Here is a 20910-nt window from a genome sequence, read left to right on the forward strand (position 1 = left end):
TTCTCCCGCATAGCTCCCGTTTCCTCCTCGCAGCCTGATGCACCAAACTCGCCGATGAACCACTTCAATAGGGGCGGATCACTGAACAACTGACGGATAACTCCACCGTCATACGAATGACAATTTTCAATGGTAAGCATGCCAAGTGCATGATGGCTGACATCACTCATGGAGTGAATTTCAAGGAATTTTGGTGAAGGGGGTGGTAAAATTAAGAGTTTGGCCGAAGCTTGGCTCGTCAGGTTTGTGTGCGCTAATCGATGTAGCATCTGATGAATTATAATGTCCAATCACAAATGCGACGCTGTTTTTCCGCACCCAGACGAGCGCCGATCGCTACAGTTTTTAGCGTCCTAGCGATAGTCATCAATGCCGTGTCACCTGGGCGAGCTGCTGATCGAACGGCCGTAGAACCGCGCTCGTCTTTACTCCCAGCCTTCGTCGGCTGGTCGGGGGGCTACGCTGGCATCGAGGGCAGCGCCGGTGGTTCTTATGGAGCCTACAACTTCGGTCCGACTACGATTGGCGCAGGCGCTGTTCCAGCCTTCAAAACAGGCGATGCAACAGGCCGGAGCGATCGAGGGCGTGAGGCCACCACCGCTGTCGGTGGCGTCTTCGGCGGCTGGAACTGGCAGCAGGGCTCCTGGATTTACGGCCTTGAGGTCAGTATTGATGGCGCGAACCTGAAGCGGCCTGTGGCCTCGACGGTGCCCGGGTTCGGCTACGCGGACATCAATCCGGCCTTCAATCTGATCCGCGGCAAAACCGATCTCTATGGCATGCTGCGGGCTCGCTTCGGCTACAGCTTCGATCGCTACCTCGTCTACGCAACCTTCGGACTAGCGGGTGCGAACGCACGCTTCCTGGCGAGCTATCCAAATCTCGCCAGCAATGGAGCTGCAGCCTCCCAGCGGGATATGTCCTACCTCGGCTTTACGCTGGGTGCAGGCGCGCAGTTCGCGATCCATCCGAATTTCGCCGTTGGTATCGACTACCGCTATATCGATCTAGGTGACAGCAGCCGTTTTGGCTTTGGTATCGTGCCGGGTAGTACGGGCGGGCCGGTGACGACCCAAGCGAACTTTACCTCGCACCAGATGATGGCGCGCCTGATGTGGTTCCCGGAAGGCTTGCGCCTGTCCCCAGAACCGCATGAGGCGGCTCTGCATGACCCAGACAACGGCGACACCGGCCGCTTCTCGCTACACGGACAAACGACGCTAGTTGCTCAGGGCGTATCAGGCTTCCGCTCGCCCTACCTTGGGCCACAGAGCCTTGTGCCGCATCAGGCACAGCAGACAACAACGGCGACCGCCTTCCTGGGTTTTAAGATCACGGAGGGAACCGAGTTCTACTATAACCCTGAGTTCAGTCAAGGCTTCGGTCTAAGCCGGACACTTGGCGTGGCAGGGTTCGTCAACGGCGAGGCGCAGAAGGCCGGCGCGCCATTTCCGAAGCTGCGCTCAAGCCGCTACTTTGTGCGCCAGACCTTCGGCCTCGGCGGTGAGACGGAAGATGTGCTCGATGGGCCGAACCAAGTGGCAACTCAGCGTGATGTGGAGCGGATCACGGTGGTTGCTGGCAAGTTCGCGATGGGTGACTTCTTCGATGGCAACGTCTATGCCCACGATCCTCGCGTCGACTTCTTCAACTGGGCGCTCTGGGCTTCCTCAGCCTGGGACTTTCCCGCCAATCTTGCCGGCTACACGCAAGGCGTAGTCGTCGAGTACAACCGCAAGGAGTTTGCAGTCCGGGCCGCCTATGCGCAAGTGCCAAAGGAGCCGAGCAGTAATGTTCTCGATCCACGCATCCTTCAGAAAGGTGGCCTGAATGTCGAACTCGAAGTCCGTTATAGTGTCCTCGACCAAGCCGGCCGGCTCCGGTTTGGAGCGTTCTCGAACGAGGGACGCTCAGCAAACTACAGAGAAGCGGTGACGCTCACGGGCTTGGATCCGGTCGCATTCCCAGATGCGAACACGGCCGCACTGGCGAACCGGAAAAATCGCAACAAGAGCGGTGGCTATATCAACCTTGAGCAGGCCTTGAGCCCAACGCTTGGCATGTTCGCGCGTATCAGTGCCTCTGATGGCCGCAACGAGAGCCTCTCCTTCGCCGATATCGACCGTAGCGCCTCCGGCGGCTTCTCGCTCAAAGGCACGACCTGGGGAAGATCCGATGATGCCGTCGGCATCGGGGCGGCGATCAACGGCATCTCCCGCTCGCATAGGGAATTCTTCGCGAAGGGAGGTCTGGGCCTCGTCATCGGCGAGGGCCAGCTCCGCTACAGGCCTGAGACCATCCTGGAGACGTATTACTCCGTCAGCCTGACCAGAGATGTAGCACTGTCACTGGATTATCAGTTTGTGGCAAACCCGGGCTACAACAGAGATCGTGGGCCTGCCCATTTCTTCAGTGCGCGTTTGCACACGGATTTCTGATCGGGCCATTGATATACTGTCACTCTCCCACTCTACCTGTTTGGTAACGGAATGTTGTTGGGATGCAGCGCGTTGGGCGATCAAAGCGTATGCGTGGCGCTTTGGTAGTGTGCGCCGCCGTGCTGCAGCCAGTCCGGCCCTGGCTGCGCCGCCGAGCTTGGTGCGGATTGAATCAAACGCCACTCTTCCGAAACAGTAAGCTCTCGGCGATGCTTCCTTTTACCTACACTCAGGGTCAAGCTTGGATCGTTGCGCGATCGGCGTCACCCGTGATTGAAGGGCTTCTGAACCCTTGGACGACGAGGTGTTCCATGCCCGTTGCCACACGGTGCTGATGGGAAGAGGAACTCGCCGAAAGCACGTTCGCCGATGCCAGCCTCGAGCAGCGGCTGCACCGGCTCGTCGGACAGATGGACCGCAGCCTCGGCGGCTATCTCGCTCGCTCACGCGCTCCGCCGCCCGGCAATCTCGTCATGTGGCGCGGCTTTGCACGGCTCACCGACATTGCGCTCGGAGCCGCCGTCGCGCGGACATCGCCAGGATGTGGGTAAAAGGAAGCCTCACCGAACGCTTACGTCGTCGCCACCGTCGCGCTCAAGACCAAGGCGATGCTCTTCGGCACTCTGCTCGCTACCATTACAGCCTCATGCAAGGTTATGAACCTACACCTTCGTTTGGAGGAGCGCGCGTGGCTCGCGTTCCGACCCTGGTGCAAAGCTTGGAGCTAGCGACATGACTGAGGTCTACCTATTCGATCTGGCATCGAAGCAGGCACGCTATCTTGCCGTGCGGCAGGCAACCATTGCGGGTAATGTCGCGAACGCGAACACACCGGGATACAAGGCCAGGGACGTGGTACCATTTTCTCAGGTGATGGCTCAGACTCACCTCGAATTGGCAGTCACGGCCTCTGCCCATACCAGCATTTTGGCGAGCGATGCTCCTGTGCGGACAATGCAGTCTCGGGAAGGCTGGGATGTTCTAGAAACGTCAAGCGCCGTCAGTCTTGAGCAAGAGATGCTAAAGGCAAACGATGTTTCGCGTCAGCATAACCTTAATATCGGAGTCACAAAGGCGTTTGATCGCATGTTGAGTCTTGCTATTAGGGGCGCATAATAGTGATTCTTGTCACACATCCAAGTTCGAAGCTGAGAGGTTTTGGCCGATAACGCCGCCTCCTCGACAGAAGTCACCCTGACTACCCCACTGCCGATGTGAGCGGCAATCTCGAGATGCCCAACGTCTATCCCGTCACTGAGATGGCTGGGTTGCGCGCAGCCATGGGCACCTACGAGTTCGATCTGAAGGTGATTGCGACGCTCGATGACCTCAACAGGCGCACCATCGACCTGCTTAAAGTAAGCGCTCGGTGACGGAGCCACTGGTCAGGCGGCCTGCTCGGCTCTACCGGTCGGCATCCAGTTCCAGGGCAGCAGATCGGCCAAGCGCTTGGCCGGATGATCGGCGATGCGCGTGAGCACATCGCGCAGGTAGCCCTCGGGATCGAGCCCGTTCATCTTCGCCGTCTCGATCAGCGTGTAGAACGCCGCCGCCCGCTCGGCGCCCAGCTCTGATCCCGCGAACAGGTAGTTCTTGCGCCCGACCGCCACGCAGCGCAGCGCCCGCTCGGCCGCGTTGTTGTCGAGGGTGAGACGGCCGTCGTCGAAGGTTCGCATGAGCGCCGGCCAGCGCGCCAGCATATAGCGTAGCGCCTTGGCCAGGTCGGACCGGCCCGGCACCTGGGCCAGGCTCGTCTCGGCAAACGCCTTCAGCGCCTCGGCCAGCGGCTTCGACCGCATTTGTCGCTCGCGGGTACGAGCATCAGGCGGCTTGCCGTGCAGGTCGCGCTCGACCCCGTAGAGCGCCCCGATCCGCTCCAGCGCCTCCGCCGCAAGCGCCGAGCCCGTCGCGGCGTGCACGTCGAAGATCTTGCGTCGCACATGCGCCCAGCACGCCGCCTCGGTCAGGGCACCGCCCGCACGCCCGGCCTCGTACAGCCCGTTGAAGCCGGCATAGCCGTCGGCCACCAGCACGCCGGAGAAGGCCGCCAGGTGGGCGAGCGGGCGCTCGCCTCGACGGTCGGGAGAGGCGAAGAACACCGCCGCCGGCGGGCGGGCGCCGCCGTGGGGACGCTCATCCCGGACGTAGGTCCACAGCCGTCCGGTGCTCGTCTTGCCCGTGCCGGGCGCCAGCACCGGGATCGGCGTGTCGTCGCCGTGCAGGACGTCCGAGCCCCCGATCACCTCCCGGCGCAGAAGTTCGGTCAGCGGCTGCAGCGTGGCCGCGGTCGCGCCGAGCCAGCCCGAGAGCGTCGAGGTCGCCAGATCGACGCCGTCGCGCGCATAGATCTCGGCTTGGCGATACAGCGGCAAGTGGTCGTCGAACTTCGCCACCGCGATGTGGGCCAGGAGCCCCGGACCAGCCCGCCCGCGGGGAACCGCATGGTGGGGAGCCGGTGCCTGGACCACCTGCTCGCAGGCGCGGCAGGCGAACGCCTCGCGGATGTGACGCACGACCTTGAACCGGCCCGGCACGTAGTCGAGGCTCTCGGTGACGTCCTCGCCGATCCGGCGCAAGCTCCCGCCGCAGGCCGGGCAGGCGCAGGGACCGGCGTGGACCACGCTCTCGCGCGGCAGGTGGGCCGGCAGGTCCCGCCGGGCGGGCTTGAGCCGTGCGGCCTCCCTCGCCTCGGCGACGACCAACGCGCCGGCCAGACGCTCGGCCTCGTCGACCTCCAGCGCTTCGATGGCCAGTTCGAGCTGCTCGAGGCGCGGGCCGAACTTCTCGGACGAGGTGCCGAACCGCGCCCGCTTCAGCCGGGCGAGCTCGCCACGCAGCTTCTCGATCAGGGTGCTGGCATGGACCGCCTCGCGCGCCAGGCCGACGATCAGACGCTTGAGCGCGTTGACGTCGTCGGGCAGCGTCGCAAGATCGAGAGCCATGCCAACAGCTTAGCTCTCGCCAAGGGCCGTCGCCACCGGTTCTGGCACCCGACGTAGCCGCCTCGGTAGTCTGCCGCTCTCAGCCCGCGATCGTCGGCCGGTCGGTGCGCAGCGGCGCACGCCAGTCAATCCCCTCCAGAAGCATGGCGAGCTGGGCCGGCGTCAATGCAGCAGCGGCACCGGCGGTGGACGGCCAGACGAAGCGCCCCTTCTCCAGGCGCTTGGCGAACAGGCACAGGCCCTGGCCGTCCCACCACAGCACCTTGATCAGGTGGCCCTGCCGCCCGCGGAACACGAAGGCCTGGCCCGAGAACGGATCGCGCGCCAGATGGTCCTGGACGAGGGCGGCCAGCCCGTCGAACCCCTTGCGCATGTCGGTGTGCCCGGTGGCCAGCCAGACGCGCGAGCCGGACGGGACGGGGATCATCGGCCGAGCAGCGCGGCGATCGCGCCCTGGAGGAGCGTCAGGTCCGCTCCGGCTGCGGCCCGCACCCGGTGCCCGCCCGACAGCTCGATCTCGATCAGGCCCGACCTGGCCGGCACGTCGTCTGCCGTCGTGGCCGGAGGCGGCAGGGCGAGCGGGATGAAGCTTGGCGGGGCAGCCGCAGCCGAGGCCTGTCGCTCGGCCAGCAAGGCGCGCCGCCATCGGAACAGCAGGCTGGAGTGCAGACCGTGCCGGCGGGCGACCTCCGAGGCGGTCGTGCCGGGATCGTCCGCCTCGGCCAGGATGATGCGCTTCTGCTCGGGCGACCAGACGCGGCGCGTGCCCGCAACGACGACATGAGGAGAGTTGGTCATAGGTCCAGACACAGGGCCGATACAGCGCCATCTGACGCCAGACACTGTATCCAGAGCAAAGCACTACAGACACAAGGCGGCCTTCACCGAGCGCTTACTGCTTAAAGTCTAAGAACTGTCATTCGCTTGAGACGCCCTTCCGTCCCGGGCCGTGTCCCTGCGGATGAGCGCGACGGCGAGGCCGATCGGCAAGCGCGTGCAGCATAGCTCTCCAGACCGGCTCAGGCTGCTCGGGATCGAGAAGCTCGCCCTCGCTCAAAGGCTGCATTGTTCCTGCGGCTAGTACTTCAAAGGGAACCAAGGTGCGCCCGCGACCTCCGCGTAACGCTTCGATCGTCGCAATCAGCGAACCTGTACGAGCCAGAGTGCGAGCGATGTCGTCTGGCGCGACGCCGAGGTGCTCGCCGAGAAGCGCATCGCGCAAGCCGATGATCGCTGCCGCTGTTGTCTGTGCGGTTACCGGTTCGCGCACCGCTTCGACGGCGAGATCACATTCCGTGTCGAGGCCCATCGAGCGATTGTTCAAGTTCGACGAGCCGATCCGCAGCAGGCGATCATCGACGATCAACACCTTGGCATGAACGTAGATCGGCTGGCCGGCTGCCGTCACGGGGCGGTAGAGGCGGAAGCGCCCGAAGCGGTCCGCGGACCGGAGATGCGCCAAGACACGGCTGCGCCCGCGCCCCATGGCTGTCTCCTCCAGCCAGCCCATGGCACGGTCGGGATTGACGACGACGACCTCGGGTCCGTCGGGCTCTCCCAGCCGCGCCGCCATCGCCTCGGCGATGCAGCGCGAGGCGAAGTACTGGCTCTCGACGTAGAGCGTGTGCCGCGCCGCCGCGATGCAGGCGAGGTAGAGCTGTTCGATCTCGCGCACGCCAGGACGGCCCTGATAGGGTGGCTCGGTGCGGGCGATCCCGACCTCCACGTCGCGCAGCACCGGAGTCAGACTGTCGGGCCAGGGATCGTGATCGGTTCGGTCAGGCGGCGTAAGTCGCTCGCCAGTGGCCCGATACCAACGCTCCCGCGCCAGAGCACCGAGCACGGCAGCCGCAGCACCGTCGACCGCCACTGTGGCGTCGTGGAACGGCGCATAGGCGCGTCCCGATGGGCGCACTCGGCGCACATCCCCGTCGGCGTGCGCGCGGGTGTCCCAGCGATCGTCCGTCATGTCGATGCCGCCGCAGAAGGCGAGCACGTCGTCGATCACCACGATCTTCTGGTGATGCGAGGCGCCGACCGGATGGGCGCTGTCGAGCCGGAATTGGAAGCGTCGGGCGCGCATCCAGTTCAGCAGATAGAGGGGCGTCGTGCCACGCGCCAGCGTGCCGAGGATGCCCAAGTTCCACTGCAGCACCCGGATGCTCAAGCTGGAGCGGCGTTCGACGAGAGCAGACAGAAACGGCCCGAGTTCCTCTGGCAGGCCCGCTATCGGGTGATCGGGATCGAGCTTGATGCGGGTGTCGAACTCCCAGCCGACGAACAGAACAGAATGCTGGGCGCGCAGGAGGGCGCTGCGCAGGTGGGCGAAGTAGTCCGCCGCGTCGACGATCGGGGCGAAGCGCGCCGCCCGCTCGACCCGCCAGCACGTCCGGCCGGGCTGCAGTAGCCCCTCGCTGCCCGCGAGCGCGGGCGCTGTATGCGACGGATGGTGCATCGCTGGACCTTGCTCTCTCCTGGCCCGATCGCCGCCGGTCTGGCCGCTGGAACCGGACTCTGAGCTAGAACGGGAACGCTGCCGCGTGAACCCATGTCGCCCGGACGCGTTCCCGCTGTGACCCACGCCGAGACCGGCCTGCAGCTTCGTCCGGCAAGCTCGAGGGGAGACGTGCCCTGTTCGACTGGATCCTCGCCACGATCGAGCGCGGCGGCTCACTCGGCGTTTTCCTGCTGATGCTCCTCGACAACGTCTTCCCGCCGATCCCTTCGGAACTCGTCATGCCGCTTGCCGGCTTCGTCTCGGCACGCGGGCAGACCAGTTTCGTGGGCGTGGTCATCAGTGGCACGGCCGGGTCGCTCGCGGGTGCCCTGATCTGGTACGGGGTTGGCCGCCGGCTCGGGCACGAGCGCCTGCTGCGCTTTGCCGCCCGGCACGGGCGCTGGTTGACCTTGAGCCCGGCCGAGGTTGAACGCGCTAGCGCTTGGTTTGTCCGCCACGGCGGTGGCGCGGTTTTTCTCGGCCGCATGATCCCGGGCGTGCGGAGCCTGATCTCGGTTCCGGCCGGCGTCGCCGGCATGCCGCTCGTGCCCTTCCTGGCCTATTCCACCATGGGAAGCGCGATCTGGACCGGCCTGCTGGCCACGGCCGGCTATCGCTTGGGCGCGGACTATCGCGCCGTCGCCGGCTTCATCGAGCCGATCGGGAACGGTGTGCTGATCCTCGCGCTCGCGCTGTACCTCTACCGCGTCCTGACCTTCAACCGGAGAGCCGGTGTGCAGGGCTGAAGCGCGCAGCACAGCAAGGAGCGCCCGGTTCTAAGGAGATCACCGGCATGAAACGATTTCTGCTCCTGGTCGCCCTTGCCGTCGCGGCGACCCTGCCGGCGCTGGTGCTACGCCTGGTCGGCTGGCGGCCGAGCCCCTTCGTCGACGTCGCCGCATTCGGGGTCGCGATCCTGGCGGCCGGCTTCCTGCTCTCCTGGGGCGCGGAGACGGCCGAGGCACACATCTCGCAGGGTCTGATCCTGGCCGCGGTCGCCCTGGTGACGGTGCTGCCGGAATACGCGGTCGACATCTACTACGCCTACATGGCGGGTGTCTCCGGCCCTCAGTCGCAATACGTCCAGTACGCGGCCGCCAACATGACCGGGGCCAACCGCATGCTCGTCGGCTTGGCCTGGCCGCTCATGGTCGTGCTGCACTGGGCCAAGGACCGCCACCGTTCGGTCGATCTCGCCCCCGGCAACGCGACCGAGATCGGCTTCCTGCTGCTGGCGAGCCTGTACGCCTTCGTCATTCTACTCAAGCGCAGCATTTCGCTCGTCGATTTCCTGATCCTAGCCGCCATCTTCGGCGCTTATGTCTGGCGCGTGCGCAACCTGGAAAAGAGCGACAGTCCGGATGAGGTGGAGGAGCCGGGCCCAGCCGCTGCCCTGAACAGCCTCTCTTCCGGCGCACAATGGGCCGCCATCGCGGGGCTCGTGGCGTTTGCCGGTGTCGTGATCCTGGCCTCCGCCGAGCCCTTCGCCGAGGCGATGGTCAGCACCGGACGCGCCATCGGGCTTAACGAGTTCCTGCTGATCCAGTGGCTGGCGCCGCTGGCCAGCGAAGCCCCCGCCATCGCGGTGGCCGTGCTGTTCGTGCGGGCCAACCGGGCCGGCGACGGACTGACCGCCATGATCAGCGACAAGATCAATCAGTGGACCTTGCTGGTGGGCATGCTGCCCCTGGCGCTCAGTGTCGGGGCGGGCTCGCTCAGTCCCCTGCCGCTCGATGCCCGCCAGGGTGAGGAGTTCTTCCTCACCGCGGCACAGTCCCTGTTCGGCATCGCGCTGCTGCTTCGGCTTCGCCTCGGCTTCCGGTCCGCGCTCGCGCTGGCCGGGCTGTTCGCCGTCCAGGTCGGACTGGCGTTCGTCTACCGCAACGATGAGGCCCGCACGATCGCGACGCTGACCTGGCTTGCTTGGCTCTATCTCGGGCTGGCGGGCATCCTGTTCCTGGTCGATGGACGCCGGCTTGCCGCGCTCCTGCGCAGTGCCATCACTGGGGCACCGTCCGGTCTCCTCACAGAGGGGCTGCAAACCGAGGACAGCGCGCCTGCGAGGGAGGACCGCCCCCCGGCCGCGGCTCGCTGAACGCTCTGATCCGGGCGGAGCGCAAACCTCCGCCCGGCCAACCCACGCCTACTTGTTCGGCATGATCCTCCCGTCGGCGCCCACCACAATCTCCTGCGACTGGCTGCCAGTCATGACCGTGACCTTGTACTGCACGCTGCTGGCCTCGCGCTCGATCTGCGCCTCGGCCGCTTTTCCGCCCGCCTTCTGCTCGGCGGTCGCGACCGCCTGCTTCAGCGTCGTGGGGGCACTCTGCACGTCGGCGGGCTTCAAACGGACGAACCAACTCTCGATCGGGTGGTTGTCGCTCTTGATCACCTGACCGGAATTCGCATCGATGTGGTGATCGATGAGCTTGCCGTCGCTACCCAGCACCTTGATCTCATAGTACAGCTTCCCGCCCTCGTTCTCGAAGTCCGCCTCGATCGCTCGGCCCGGTCCCTTGCTCTCGGCCGTGCCGAGGGCCTGGGCAAGAGAGACCTTGACGTTTTGCAGGCCCTCGTGCTCGCGCTCCCTGTGACCCTTAGTCCCATGGGCAGCCTCCGCATTGCCGCGCGGAGCAGCCGTAGGACTCTGGGGCGACGCAGGCGTCGTGGGGCTCGTCTGAGCCGCTGCGAAGCCGGTGAGAAGAAGGAGAGGCGCGAGGGAGAGGGCGATCCGGGACATGAGGTCTCCTGTCGATTGATGGGCAGCCGCGAAGCTGTGCGGCCACAACGCGGGACTGTCCGGACAGTTCGCAACGGCGGCTCCGCAGCATGGCGGAGGTGTCATGTACGGGACGATTGCGCGGCACTGCGTGCAGGGCTTGCGCGTTCAAACAGGGGCCGCGAACGTGGGGTTGCCCCCGTCAGACCGGACACGAGGCAAGCTGCTTTTGAGCACGGATGAACTCGCGAGGCGAGCGCATGCCGAGCCCTCGATGGAGAAGGTGTTCGTTGTAGTCGGTGATCCAGTGACCCAGGCGCACGAGTACGGTGTCGGCGTAGGGGCAACGGTAGGACCGGTCGCCTTCCGGCGGGCGATGGAGAACCTCGTTGACAATGGGGTGCGCTACGGCTCGCGAGCACGGATCGACTTGAGGATCGAAGCGACCACTTTGATCATGCGGGTCGACGACGACGGTCCGGGTATCCCGTCCGGAGACGTTGCCCCGCCTTTGAGCCCTTCACCCGGTTGGAGGGCTCGCGCAATCGCAACAGGAGCGGAACAGGACGCGGGCTGACCATCGCGAAGTGCGCCGTCGAGGCCGAGGAGGGCACGCTCCACCTAGCCAATAGGCCCGAGGGCAGTCTACGGGCAGAGATCCGCTTGCCCCGGGTCGATCCCAGCGGCTGACACACTTTGTCACGAAGGCGGCGACTGGAAGACAAACGGCTCGGATACATCACTGTTGGACGCGGCCACTGCCGCACCGAAGCTGGAGACGGATCGATGAACCGCATACTGGCTGCCGCGCTCGTCTCAGGAGGACTGACCACCGCCATCGTGCCCGCTTTTGCCTTAGACGGGCACGGCAACGCGTCGAACCCGGAACGCGCGGTCCCGAACACCGGCTCCGTCTCGGGTGGGCCAGCTCACCGTGATGATCCACGGGTCGGCGAGGCGCAGGAGAAGAGCCCCGACGGCAAGCCGGCGCACTCCGAGAAGGACGGTCACAACCACGGGCACAGCCACGGCAAGAATTGACGCGATGGCGTGAGGCCGCTTTGATGGAGGGAACGCCACCATGCGGATGCTGCCTCTGCTGATTGCTTTCACGCTCCTCGCCGCAGGCATCGGCTATGCGCTCGCAGCCGAGCCGCTGCATGTCTGTGGCCCATCCGTCACGGTGCAATTTCCCCCATCTCACGCACCGTGATCGGCCCGCTCCAGCACCATGCTGGGGCGGGCTTCGACAGCATCGAGATCTTGTCGTGTGTGGCATGGTGGCCGCGGGCTGGTGGGCGACCCCAGTCCGCATGCTCGCGCTTGTTCTGGCGCTGGTCGTCAGCTTGACAGTAACCAGCCTCGCCGGGGCGGCCATGACCGAACTCGCCGTTTCCCTCGGCGCCGCTCCGAATAAGCTGGGCGCCAAGGACCCCGGCCTGATTGTAGATCAGCACCGAAGTGGCTCACATCAGGGATGAATCTGACGCATTTGGTTCAAAGCAAAAAGCGAGTTCTGAGTGGGAGCCGATCTGCGCTGATCGGGATCCCATCTCGACGTCCGTTTCCAATATAGCTTCAAGGGCCTATTTTCGATCAGGCCTGGGACTCACTTCGGTGCTGATCTACATGCGAGATCGACAATTGCCGATTTGTAGGATTTTTCATCCGCCCGATCATGCTCTCCGAGGACAATGCGCGCACGGGCGCGGCCATTGCAAACGTCCTAGGGCTGGAGTACCGCACCGAGCAGATGCCGGATGATGGTGGGCGACGGCATCAACGAGGCGCCGTCGCGGCAAGCGTCGGCGTGGTGATGGTCTCCAGCTCCGATGCGTCGCTGGAGACCACCGATGCTGCGCTCGTGAGAAGCCGGATCCCAGACGTTGTGGAGATGATCCGTCTGGCACGGGCTGCCATGGCCAACGTCCGTCAAAACATCGCCATCGCGCTTGGCCTGAAGGCGGTATTCCTCGTCACGAGCGTGCTCGAGTTCACCGGTCTGTGGATCACCATCCTGGCGGATACCGGAGCGACCATGATCGTCACCGCGAATGCTCTGCGCCTGCTCGGCTTCTTCCGCGCAGGCAGCATATCGAGTGGCGGCGGTAGCGTGCGCCTGGGCGCAGGCATCGAGCCTGCGACGGCGTGATTGCGCTCGTTCATACCTCGCGCGGCGGCGAACGTCTGTGCGGGTCGACGGATCACATCAATTCAGTCTCGATGAAGGAGGCTGGGCCAGCGTGATCGGCTTTCACCGCACCGGTGCGGAGGCAGAATTCGGCCTGCGGCACCTTATTCCGATTGCTACACCTCGAGCGGGAGCGGCGATGAGGTTTGTCTCGCAGCCGCTTGTCCGAGGTGGTGTGATCGCTCAGCCAAAGAAGGAGGTGTTGGAATGGGTGCAGGGCATGATCACGGGGCGGCTCTCGGCAGCTCGGCTGCCGGACGGCATCGCGGGCGCTTGGTTTGGGCGCTCGGACTGACCCTGACCTACATGGCTGCGGAGGTGATCGGGGGCTTGATCACCGGCAGCCTCGCGCTTCTGGCCGATGCCGCCCACATGCTCACCGATGCGGGCGGTCTCGCACTGGCGCTTCTTGCCATCCGCTTCGGGGAACGCCCCGCAACACCGCAGAGAACCTACGGCTACCTGCGTGCGGAGGTCCTCTCGGCGCTGGCCAATGCCGTCGTGCTCCTGGTTCTCACCGTCTACATCCTCTACGAGGCCTACCGCCGCTTCGTCGATCCACCCGAGATCATCGGCGGCCCGATGCTGGCGGTGGCGGCCGTCGGCCTGATCGTCAACCTGATCAGCATGCGCCTCTTGTCCGGCGGCTCGTCGGAGAGCCTGAACGTCAAGGGCGCCTACTTCGAGGTTCTCTCCGATATGCTGGGCTCGCTCGGCGTAATCGTGGCTGCGCTGATCGTGATGTTGACCGGCTGGCGGCTTGCCGATCCGATCGTCGGAGCTGGCATCGGCCTGTTCATCGTGCCGCGGACCTGGAGCCTGCTGAGTCAAGTCACCCATATCCTACTCGAAGGGACGCCACCGCAGGTCGACGTCACACTCCTGCAGCGTCGATTGGCCGAGATCCCCGGTGTGGTAGCAGTCCACGATCTCCATGTCTGGACGATCACCTCGGGCCTCGATGCGATGAGTGGGCACCTGGTGGTGTCTCAGATGAATGAAGTCGCTCCGGTGCTGCGCCAGGCGCGGCAAATTCTAGCGAACGAGTTCAAAGTTGATCACGTCACGATCCAAGTTGAGGATTCGGCACTTCGGGCCGAGGAAAAAACGCTGCATGTCTGATCGGACCTGAGCCGGTCAGCGACGCGTGCCATCGTATTTCTATCCACACACCAGAACTATAGGGCCCGATGTCAGCTTGGACCTACACGCTCATCCCGGCCGTTGCCACAATACTGGGGGCTGCTGTCGCCGTCGTGCGACAGCCCCGCCCCTCGGTCACCAGCGCCGTCCAGCACCTTGCGGCCGGTGTTCTGTTCGCTGCGGTCGCGAGCGAGATCCTGCCCGACCTCAAGCATCAGCAATCCCCGGTTGCCGTGATCGTGGGCGGATCCATCGGCGTCGCCGTGATGCTCCTGATCAAGCGCTTGGGGGAGCGGGCGAAGGGATCTCTGGGCCTCATCGTGACAGTTGGTGTCGATATTCTAGTCGACGGGCTCGTGCTCGGCATCGGCTTTGTAGCCGGGGCGAAGCAGGGCCTGCTGCTCACAGGTGCTCTCACGCTCGAGGTGCTGTTTCTCGGGCTTGCGGTCGCATCCGAACTGAAGCAAACAAGCGGCTCGGCGGTTCGGGTCATTGGCATTGTCGCCAGCCTCGCGCTGCTGCTACCTTTGGGCGCAGTCCTGGGTACGCCGGTTGGCGCTCTGCCCGGTCCCTATCTTGCCGGCTTCTTTGCTTTCGCCCTCGTTGCACTTCTGTATCTCGTCACGGAAGAGCTGCTCGTGGAGGCACATACTGTGCCGGAGCAGCCCTGGACCACGGCGATGTTCTTCGTCGGCTTCCTGGGCATGCTGATCATCGAGGAGATCGCTGCCTGAAGGCGATTTGCGCGCCGCTTCTAACCCGTGATCGGACAGCAGCCGGTCAGCGTACCATGAAACTTGGCCTTTCCGCACAGAGCCCGGATCTGACATTGAGATCGCGGCCTGCGTGCTACAAAGTAGCAACATTCCTTATCAAAGGAGGTCTCGCGTCGATGAAGTTTACGGTCCTCAGCGTCTGGGAGGTGGCGTCACACGTCGTCAATCTCGCGATCGCCTATGCGCTCGCGGTCCCGATCGGCTGGGATCGCGAGCAAGAGGAGCGCTCGGCTGGCATCCGGACTTTCCCGCTTGTGGCGGTTGCCGCATGCGGCTTCGTGCTGGTCGCCATCCGCGTGCTCGGTGCGGAGTCGACGGGACAGGCCCGCATCCTGGAGGGCTTGATCACGGGCGTAGGCTTCATCGGGGGCGGCGCGATCCTGAAACATGCCGGCCGTGCCTCCGGCACTGCGACAGCGGCGAGCCTCTGGGCGACGGGTGCGCTAGGAGCGGCGGTAGGCTATGGCCTCTACGACATTGCTGCTATCCTGAGCCTCGTCACCTATCTCACACTGCGCTGCCTCGTGCCGTTGAAACAGGCCGCACGCCGCAGCGGTGGGGGCGAGCGTGACGAGGCTGCTCCAGACCAGGAGGGCAGTCCCACGACAGCGCAGCTTTCAACGGCTTCGCGAGACCGCCCCCTGCCCGCGGCCCCAAAACACCGCGACCGCGAGACTTGATCCGACCTCATGGTTTGAAATGCTCCCTCTCCAGAGAGCCAGACCTTGTATCCGCGTGCGGTTGATCGTAGATCAGGGCTGCGATGAATGCTCCGCGGCACCCATGGACGAGCGAGTTGGTACGTGCGGTGGTTGCATGCCTGGTCGCCCTCGCGCTCGCATTCTGCCTCGTCGTTCCCGACTCTCCCGCATCGGCAAGCCCTCTTCGCAGCGATGGCTTGTTGACGCTCTCAGCGCATCCAGCTCCAAGCGAAACGAGTTCGGACGATAAAGCGGACGGGGGCGTTCTGCTCCACCTCCACTGCGGATGTCACCAGGTGATGCGGGCCGAGCCGGACACGGTTGAACTTCTTCGGACGGCTGACAGGATCGCCTATCCCGTCCAGGCCGAGCCGCTCGCCTCCCGCTCCGCCAGCCCCCTTCGCAGACCTCCTCGGGCCTAACTTCGTCCCACCGCAAGGGTGGGGTGTGGTCGCTCGCGCCTTCCCCAGGCGCTGGGCGTTAGGATCATGTGGGATTTGGGACCGGTCGGCCGCGCCCCAGTGCAGCCATCCGACGGTCCAGTCGAGGTCAGCGCCATGCGCGTATTTCTTATTTTGATTGTGCTGGCAGCCGGCGTCGCGCTCGGTGGTGCGGTGCCACGCGTGTCGCAGATCGTCCAAGGGGCTTTGGCGGCGACGGGTCTGACGAGGGCGGAGCCTGCGGTGGACAGCCAAGCGGAGTCCTCGAAAGCAGAAGTGGGGAAGCCCGCGGGCGAGAAGGCAGAGACTCACGCCGCCGAGGGACTAATCAAGATGTCGGAGAAGCAGATCTCCAACCAGGAGATCGCGGTCGCACCCGTTCAAGGTGGTACGCTCTCGCGGCACCTGATGGCTCCGGGCACGATCACGCCGGATACCGACCGGATCGCGCGCGTGCCAGCCCGGGTCGTTGGAACCGTCGCGGAGATGCTCAAGCGCCTCGGCGACCCCGTGAAGAAGGGCGAGGTTGTGGCCGTCCTCGACAGCCGTGAGGTGGCGGATGCCAAGAGCGAGTACCTGACGGCCTCGGTCAACACCGAGTTGCAGAAGACCAACTACGACCGCCAGCAGGCGCTCTGGGACAAACGGATCTCGGCGGAGGCCACGTTCCTCCAGGCGCGCGCGACTTATTCCGAGACGCAGCTACGGCTGAACCTGGCCCGGCAGAAGCTCTCGGCGCTGGGCCTCAATGCGGACGAGGTGGTCGCAGCCGCCAAGAAGGATGAGGCCACACCGAACCAGTCGAGTTTGCGCCGCTACGAGCTGCGCTCGCCACTGACAGGGCGCGTGGTCGAGCGCAAGGTCGACGTCGGCACGACAGTGGGTGGCCAGGGTGATCCCGCCGACCTCTATCTAGTGGCGGATCTCTCCACCGTCTGGGTCGAGCTCGCGGTGCCGACTACGGACCTGGCCAAGGTCAAGGAGGGTGCTGGGGTTCTGATCGCTCCCCGCGACGAAGATGCCGGCCAACGAGCGAAGGGCAAGATCATCTTCGTCAGCCCCATCCTGAATGCCGAGACACGCTCCGCTCGGGTCATTGCCGCCCTACCCAACCAGGATTTCAGCTGGCGACCGGGCACCTTTGTCACGGCAGAGATCCAGATCGGGCAGGACGACGTGAAAGTGCTGGTGCCGCGCGATGCGCTCCAGACCATGGGCAGCGAGAAGGTTGCCTTTGTGCGCACGCCCGAGGGCTTCGAGCGCCGCGACGTCAAGACCGGCAAGGCGGACGACACGTCCGTCGAGATCGTGTCCGGGCTGTCCTCCGGTGACGAGATCGCGGTCAAGAACACTTTCCTCCTCAAGGCTGAGCTCGGCAAGGGCGAAGCCGAGCACCACGACTGAGCGGGAGGGTAGTCATGATCAGCCGCATCCTCGACTTCTCCGTGCACCAGCGCTGGCTGGTGGTTCTCCTGTCCCTGCTCGCGGCGGGCTTCGGCGTCTACTCGCTGACGAAGCTGCCCATCGATGCGGTCCCGGACATCACCAACAATCAGGTGCAGATCAACACAGTCGCACCGTCCTACTCCCCAGTCGACATTGAGAAGCAGGTCACCTACCCGGTCGAGACCGCGCTCGCCGGCATCAAGGGCCTGGAATACACCCGCTCCCTGTCACGCAACGGGTTCTCGCAAGTCACCGCTGTATTCGCGGAGAAGCTCGACATCTACTTCGCCCGCCAGCAGGTCGCCGAGCGTCTGTCCCAGGTGAAGGACGAGTTGCCGCCCGGGGCCGAGCCGCAGATGGGTCCCGTCTCGACAGGCCTGGGCGAAGTCTACATGTGGACGGTGAACTACAAGAAGCCCGACGAAGGTGCGCCCGTCGTCGATGGCAAGCCGGGCTGGCAATCCGACGGCAGTTACCTGACGCCGGAGGGCCAGCGGCTCACGACCGAGCTGGAGCGCTCGGCCTATCTGCGTACGATCCAGGACTGGATCATCCGCCTGCAGATCAAGACGGTGCCTGGCGTGGCCGGCGTCGATGGCATCGGCGGCTACGAGAAGCAGTATCACGTCCAGCCAGATCCGGCGAAGCTGACCGCCCTGGACCTGTCCTTCGGCGACGTCGCTCGAGCGCTCCAGGCCAACAATGCCAACCAGGGCGCCCGCTACCTGGAGGACAACGGCGAGGGCTATGTCGTGCGCTCGGCCGGCCGGCTGGAGAGCATGGACGACATCCGCAACGTGGTCGTCACCACCCGGGGGGGCGTGCCGGTCCGGATCAAGGACATCGCCGAGGTCCGCATCGGGCGGGATCTACGCACCGGCTCCGGTAGCGAGAACGGCCGGGAGGTCGTGGTCGGCACCGCCCTGATGCTCATCGGCGAGAACAGCCGCACGGTCGCGGCCGCAGTCGACGCCAAGATGAATGAGATCCGACGCTCGCTCCCGCCCGGCATCGAGGTCCAGACGGTGCTCAACCGGACGCTGCTGGTCGAGGCCACTGTCAAGACCGTGGCCAGGAACCTCGCCGAGGGCGCGACGCTCGTCATCGTCATTCTGTTCCTGCTGCTCGGCAACATTCGCGCCGCCATCATCACGGCGCTCGTCATCCCGGTCGCCATGCTGATGACCATGACCGGCATGGTCGAGGCGCGGATCTCGGCCAACCTGATGTCGCTCGGCGCGCTCGACTTCGGCCTCATCGTCGACGGCGCAGTCATCATCGCCGAGAATTCACTTCGGCACTTGGCAGAAAAGCAGCACGAGCTCGGGCGCAAGCTCGACCTTGAAGAGCGGCTTGCTACGGTGCGGGCCTCGGCCGAGGAGATGATCAAGCCGTCGCTGTTCGGGCAGGCGATCATCATCCTCGTCTACGTGCCACTCCTCACCTTCACGGGCGTCGAGGGCAAGATGTTCGAGCCGATGGCGCTGACCGTCATCATCGCACTGGTCGCCGCCTTCGTCCTGTCGCTCACCTTTGTGCCGGCGATGATCGCCATCGTCATCACCGGCAAGGTCACCGAGAAGGACAACCTCATCATCCGCGGTTTGAAGGCGGCCTACCGCCCTGCACTCGTGGGCGCCGTGCGCGCCCCGATGGCGTTCATCGGGGCCGCCCTCCTGCTGCTGGTCGGGGCAGGCCTGCTCTTCACCCGGCTCGGGGCGGAGTTCATCCCGACGCTGGACGAGAAGAGCATCGCGATGAACGCGCTGCGTATCCCCTCGACCTCTCTGTCGCAGTCGCAGACCATGCAACTCAAGGTCGAGCAGGCGGTCGCGAAGTTCCCGCAAGTGGCCTACGTCTTCTCGAAGACCGGCACGGCCGAGGTTGCCTCCGACCCGATGCCGCAGAACTCGTCGGACACCTTCGTTATTCTCAAGCCGCAGGACGAGTGGCCGGATCCGGAGCTGTCCAAAGCCGAGCTCCAAGAGCAGATCGAGAAGGCGGTGGGTGAGCTCGCGGGCAACGTGTTCGAATTCTCCCAACCGATCCAACTGCGCTTCAACGAATTGCTCGCCGGCACCCGGGGCGATCTCGCCGTGAAGGTCTTCGGCGAGGAGTTCGAGCCGATGCTCAAGGTAGCCAATCAGATCGCCGCGATCCTGCGGAGCACACAAGGCGCGGAGGACGTCAAGGTCGAGCAGACGCAAGGCCTGCCTTTCCTCGAGATCAAGATCAACAAGACAGAGGCCGCGCGCCTGGGGCTCAGCACCGGGGCCATCCAGGAGGTCATCGGAGCGGCCATCGGCGGCAAGGACGCGGGTGTCGTCTTCGAGGGCGACCGCCGCTTCCCCATCGTAGTGCGGCTCACCGACAAGGTGCGCGAAGATCGCGAGGCTCTCGAAAACCTACCTGTCGCGCTGCCACCCGGCGCGAATGGGCGTGCTGCCTCGGTGCTCCTGAAGCAGGTGGCGAGATTTGAGGTCACGGAAGGGCCAAACCAGATCTCCCGCGAGAATGGCAAGCGGCGCGTCGTGGTCACGGCGAACGTGCGCGGGCGCGACATCGGCTCGCTTGTGGCCGAAGCTCAAGCCAAGGTCGCGCGCCAAGTGCAAATGCCGTCAGGCTACTACGTCGCTTGGGGCGGGCAGTTCGAGAACCTCGCCTCGGCCCGGCAGCGGCTCATGATCGTGGTGCCGGTCTGCTTCTTCCTGATCTTCCTGCTGCTCTACTCGGCCCTGGGCTCACCCCGGGACGCGCTTCTGGTGTTCAGCGCGGTGCCGCTGGCGCTGACCGGCGGCATCGCGGCCCTGTGGCTGCGCGGCATGCCGTTCTCGGTGCCGGCCGCGGTCGGCTTCATCGCGCTCTCGGGCGTGGCGGTGCTCAACGGTCTCGTGATGCTGACTTTCATCAAGCAGCTCATGGCCGAGGGGCGACCCCGGCGCGAGGCCATCCTGGAGGGAGCGATGACCCGCCTTCGCCCCGTTGCCATGACGGCTCTGGTGGCCTCGCTCGGGTTCGTGCCGATGGCGCTCGCCACCGAGACGGGCGCCGAGGTCCAGCGCCCGCTGGCGACCGTGGTGATCGGCGGCTTGATCAGCGCGACCTTGCTCACGCTCATCGTGCTGCCGGCGCTCTACGCACGTTTTGGCGGCAGGGAGACCCCGACACCTTCAGTGAAAGAAGCCAAAGATCGCGCCTATCCACCGCTCAGGTCAGCCGCAGAGTGAGACGGTCATGTCCCTCGGGAAGCCCTCAAGTCTCAGGCGAAGTCCAGGACCCGGCCCGCACCGCACCACTTTCGAGAGCAGCGGTGCGGGACGAAGGAGGATCTACTTGGTACTCGCGGTGGCTTTTCTCTGGTCGAGCGGCAAGGTCGCCACACAGGCCGCGGAGGCTCCGTTCGGGCTGTCTTGGGGTCCTGTGACGACCGTACCGCGGCCCTCAATGGTCGACCGCGAGGCCAATATAACGGCTCTGTTCTACTTCCATGACAAACTGCCGGCATCCGGGCGGGACACACAGCAGGTCGTGCTCGAAGTCTGCCAGGACGAGGGCCTTCAGCAAGTTATCTGGGTCAGCCAGGCGTTCTCACAAACCGACCTGGCTGCAAAGTACGA

At 64.9% G+C, this 20910-nt stretch carries 18 protein-coding genes and 2 pseudogenes; 14 read left to right on the forward strand and 6 right to left on the reverse strand.

The genetic code is table 11. From position 1 onward, the window contains the following. Nucleotides 1-296 precede the first annotated feature (296 nt). The 3 genes from G4G93_RS32830 to G4G93_RS32840 all read left to right on the forward strand — a co-directional run bounded on the left by G4G93_RS32830 (nucleotide 297) and on the right by G4G93_RS32840 (nucleotide 3811). On the forward strand, nucleotides 297-2438 hold the full coding sequence (locus G4G93_RS32830) for a carbohydrate porin (RefSeq protein ID WP_165091482.1): 2142 nt from the start codon (nucleotides 297-299) through the stop codon (nucleotides 2436-2438). A 732-nt stretch (nucleotides 2439-3170) separates the two neighbouring features. After that, nucleotides 3171-3554: a flagellar basal body rod protein FlgB gene (gene flgB, locus G4G93_RS32835; protein WP_099957696.1), complete on the forward strand. Its 384-nt coding sequence runs from the start codon at nucleotides 3171-3173 to the stop codon at nucleotides 3552-3554. 98 nt (nucleotides 3555-3652) lie between these two features. After that, nucleotides 3653-3811, forward strand: a complete 159-nt coding sequence (locus G4G93_RS32840) for a flagellar basal body rod C-terminal domain-containing protein (protein WP_276330954.1) — start codon at nucleotides 3653-3655, stop codon at nucleotides 3809-3811. Nucleotides 3812-3823: 12 nt separating this feature from the next. On the opposite strand, the gene tnpC is transcribed toward G4G93_RS32840, so the two are convergent. The 4 genes from tnpC to G4G93_RS32860 form a co-directional block, all read right to left on the reverse strand. Beyond that, the gene (tnpC, locus tag G4G93_RS32845) at nucleotides 3824-5380 is read right to left on the reverse strand and encodes an IS66 family transposase (RefSeq protein WP_099957694.1); all 1557 of its coding nucleotides are present in this window, start codon (nucleotides 5378-5380) and stop codon (nucleotides 3824-3826) included. Between the two features lie 79 nt (nucleotides 5381-5459). After that, the gene (gene tnpB, locus G4G93_RS32850; RefSeq protein ID WP_165091459.1) at nucleotides 5460-5807 is read right to left on the reverse strand and encodes an IS66 family insertion sequence element accessory protein TnpB; all 348 of its coding nucleotides are present in this window, start codon (nucleotides 5805-5807) and stop codon (nucleotides 5460-5462) included. Beyond that, nucleotides 5804-6178, reverse strand: coding sequence for an IS66-like element accessory protein TnpA (gene tnpA / locus G4G93_RS32855; protein WP_165091461.1), 375 nt, complete (start codon nucleotides 6176-6178; stop codon nucleotides 5804-5806). The genes tnpB and tnpA overlap by 4 nt, the downstream gene beginning before the upstream one ends. Nucleotides 6179-6296: 118 nt before the next feature. Beyond that, nucleotides 6297-7835: a phospholipase D-like domain-containing protein gene (locus tag G4G93_RS32860; protein WP_165091462.1), complete on the reverse strand. Its 1539-nt coding sequence runs from the start codon at nucleotides 7833-7835 to the stop codon at nucleotides 6297-6299. Between the two features lie 236 nt (nucleotides 7836-8071). Here G4G93_RS32860 and G4G93_RS32865 point away from each other — a divergent pair, with 236 nt between their 5' ends. Together G4G93_RS32865 and G4G93_RS32870 are read left to right on the forward strand one after the other, a co-directional pair. Further along, the gene (locus G4G93_RS32865; RefSeq protein WP_246737169.1) at nucleotides 8072-8623 is read left to right on the forward strand and encodes a DedA family protein; all 552 of its coding nucleotides are present in this window, start codon (nucleotides 8072-8074) and stop codon (nucleotides 8621-8623) included. Nucleotides 8624-8670: 47 nt separating this feature from the next. Continuing rightward, entirely contained in the window at nucleotides 8671-9972 is a 1302-nt protein-coding gene (locus G4G93_RS32870) for a sodium:proton exchanger (RefSeq protein ID WP_165091464.1), read from the forward strand. A 48-nt stretch (nucleotides 9973-10020) separates the two neighbouring features. Here G4G93_RS32870 and G4G93_RS32875 read toward each other — a convergent pair whose 3' ends face one another. After that, nucleotides 10021-10617: a PepSY domain-containing protein gene (locus tag G4G93_RS32875; RefSeq protein WP_165091466.1), complete on the reverse strand. Its 597-nt coding sequence runs from the start codon at nucleotides 10615-10617 to the stop codon at nucleotides 10021-10023. Nucleotides 10618-10870: 253 nt separating this feature from the next. Between G4G93_RS32875 and G4G93_RS36860 the strand changes: the two are divergent. Further along, nucleotides 10871-11286, forward strand: a pseudogene (locus G4G93_RS36860) (ATP-binding protein). 96 nt (nucleotides 11287-11382) lie between these two features. Further along, nucleotides 11383-11637, forward strand: a complete 255-nt coding sequence (locus G4G93_RS32885) for a hypothetical protein (protein ID WP_165091468.1) — start codon at nucleotides 11383-11385, stop codon at nucleotides 11635-11637. Between the two features lie 137 nt (nucleotides 11638-11774). Here the strand turns inward: G4G93_RS32885 and G4G93_RS32890 are convergent, their stop codons facing one another. Beyond that, complete coding sequence (locus G4G93_RS32890; protein WP_165091469.1) at nucleotides 11775-12053, reverse strand: hypothetical protein; 279 nt, start codon at nucleotides 12051-12053, stop codon at nucleotides 11775-11777. A gap of 221 nt (nucleotides 12054-12274) precedes the next feature. Between G4G93_RS32890 and G4G93_RS32895 the strand changes: the two genes are divergently transcribed. The 7 genes and pseudogenes from G4G93_RS32895 to G4G93_RS35650 all read left to right on the forward strand — a co-directional run. Beyond that, nucleotides 12275-12748, forward strand: a complete 474-nt coding sequence (locus G4G93_RS32895; RefSeq protein WP_165091470.1) for a hypothetical protein — start codon at nucleotides 12275-12277, stop codon at nucleotides 12746-12748. Nucleotides 12749-12994: 246 nt separating this feature from the next. Beyond that, a complete protein-coding gene (locus G4G93_RS32900; RefSeq protein ID WP_165091472.1) occupies nucleotides 12995-13909 on the forward strand; it encodes a cation diffusion facilitator family transporter in 915 nt (304 codons plus the stop codon). A gap of 68 nt (nucleotides 13910-13977) precedes the next feature. Further along, nucleotides 13978-14664 carry a ZIP family metal transporter gene (locus G4G93_RS32905; RefSeq protein WP_165091473.1) on the forward strand — a complete coding sequence of 229 codons (687 nt, stop codon included), beginning with the start codon at nucleotides 13978-13980 and terminating at the stop codon, nucleotides 14662-14664. Nucleotides 14665-14822: 158 nt separating this feature from the next. Continuing rightward, nucleotides 14823-15386: an MgtC/SapB family protein gene (locus tag G4G93_RS32910; RefSeq protein WP_165091474.1), complete on the forward strand. Its 564-nt coding sequence runs from the start codon at nucleotides 14823-14825 to the stop codon at nucleotides 15384-15386. A 578-nt stretch (nucleotides 15387-15964) separates the two neighbouring features. Next, nucleotides 15965-17251, forward strand: coding sequence for an efflux RND transporter periplasmic adaptor subunit (locus G4G93_RS32915; RefSeq protein WP_165091475.1), 1287 nt, complete (start codon nucleotides 15965-15967; stop codon nucleotides 17249-17251). Between the two features lie 14 nt (nucleotides 17252-17265). Then, nucleotides 17266-20520, forward strand: coding sequence for an efflux RND transporter permease subunit (locus G4G93_RS32920; protein WP_165091476.1), 3255 nt, complete (start codon nucleotides 17266-17268; stop codon nucleotides 20518-20520). 106 nt (nucleotides 20521-20626) lie between these two features. Further along, nucleotides 20627-20910, forward strand: a pseudogene (locus G4G93_RS35650) (threonyl-trna synthetase); the annotation flags it as partial.

Source organism: Methylobacterium sp. DB0501, from assembly GCF_011043735.1.
Taxonomy (GTDB): domain Bacteria; phylum Pseudomonadota; class Alphaproteobacteria; order Rhizobiales; family Beijerinckiaceae; genus Methylobacterium; species Methylobacterium alsaeris.

Coding starts and splice junctions, on each gene's coding strand:
- G4G93_RS32885 (WP_165091468.1), top strand. CDS start 11,383: ATGAACCGCATACTGGCTGCCGCGCTCGTCTCAGGAGGACTGACCACC.
- flgB (WP_099957696.1), top strand. CDS start 3,171: ATGACTGAGGTCTACCTATTCGATCTGGCATCGAAGCAGGCACGCTAT.
- G4G93_RS32860 (WP_165091462.1), bottom strand. CDS start 7,835: ATGCACCATCCGTCGCATACAGCGCCCGCGCTCGCGGGCAGCGAGGGG.
- G4G93_RS32910 (WP_165091474.1), top strand. CDS start 14,823: ATGAAGTTTACGGTCCTCAGCGTCTGGGAGGTGGCGTCACACGTCGTC.
- G4G93_RS32915 (WP_165091475.1), top strand. CDS start 15,965: ATGCGCGTATTTCTTATTTTGATTGTGCTGGCAGCCGGCGTCGCGCTC.
- G4G93_RS32895 (WP_165091470.1), top strand. CDS start 12,275: ATGCTCTCCGAGGACAATGCGCGCACGGGCGCGGCCATTGCAAACGTC.
- tnpA (WP_165091461.1), bottom strand. CDS start 6,178: ATGACCAACTCTCCTCATGTCGTCGTTGCGGGCACGCGCCGCGTCTGG.
- G4G93_RS32865 (WP_246737169.1), top strand. CDS start 8,072: ATGCTCCTCGACAACGTCTTCCCGCCGATCCCTTCGGAACTCGTCATG.
- tnpC (WP_099957694.1), bottom strand. CDS start 5,380: ATGGCTCTCGATCTTGCGACGCTGCCCGACGACGTCAACGCGCTCAAG.
- G4G93_RS32875 (WP_165091466.1), bottom strand. CDS start 10,617: ATGTCCCGGATCGCCCTCTCCCTCGCGCCTCTCCTTCTTCTCACCGGC.
- G4G93_RS32920 (WP_165091476.1), top strand. CDS start 17,266: ATGATCAGCCGCATCCTCGACTTCTCCGTGCACCAGCGCTGGCTGGTG.
- tnpB (WP_165091459.1), bottom strand. CDS start 5,807: ATGATCCCCGTCCCGTCCGGCTCGCGCGTCTGGCTGGCCACCGGGCAC.
- G4G93_RS32870 (WP_165091464.1), top strand. CDS start 8,671: ATGAAACGATTTCTGCTCCTGGTCGCCCTTGCCGTCGCGGCGACCCTG.
- G4G93_RS32900 (WP_165091472.1), top strand. CDS start 12,995: ATGGGTGCAGGGCATGATCACGGGGCGGCTCTCGGCAGCTCGGCTGCC.
- G4G93_RS32830 (WP_165091482.1), top strand. CDS start 297: ATGCGACGCTGTTTTTCCGCACCCAGACGAGCGCCGATCGCTACAGTT.
- G4G93_RS32905 (WP_165091473.1), top strand. CDS start 13,978: ATGTCAGCTTGGACCTACACGCTCATCCCGGCCGTTGCCACAATACTG.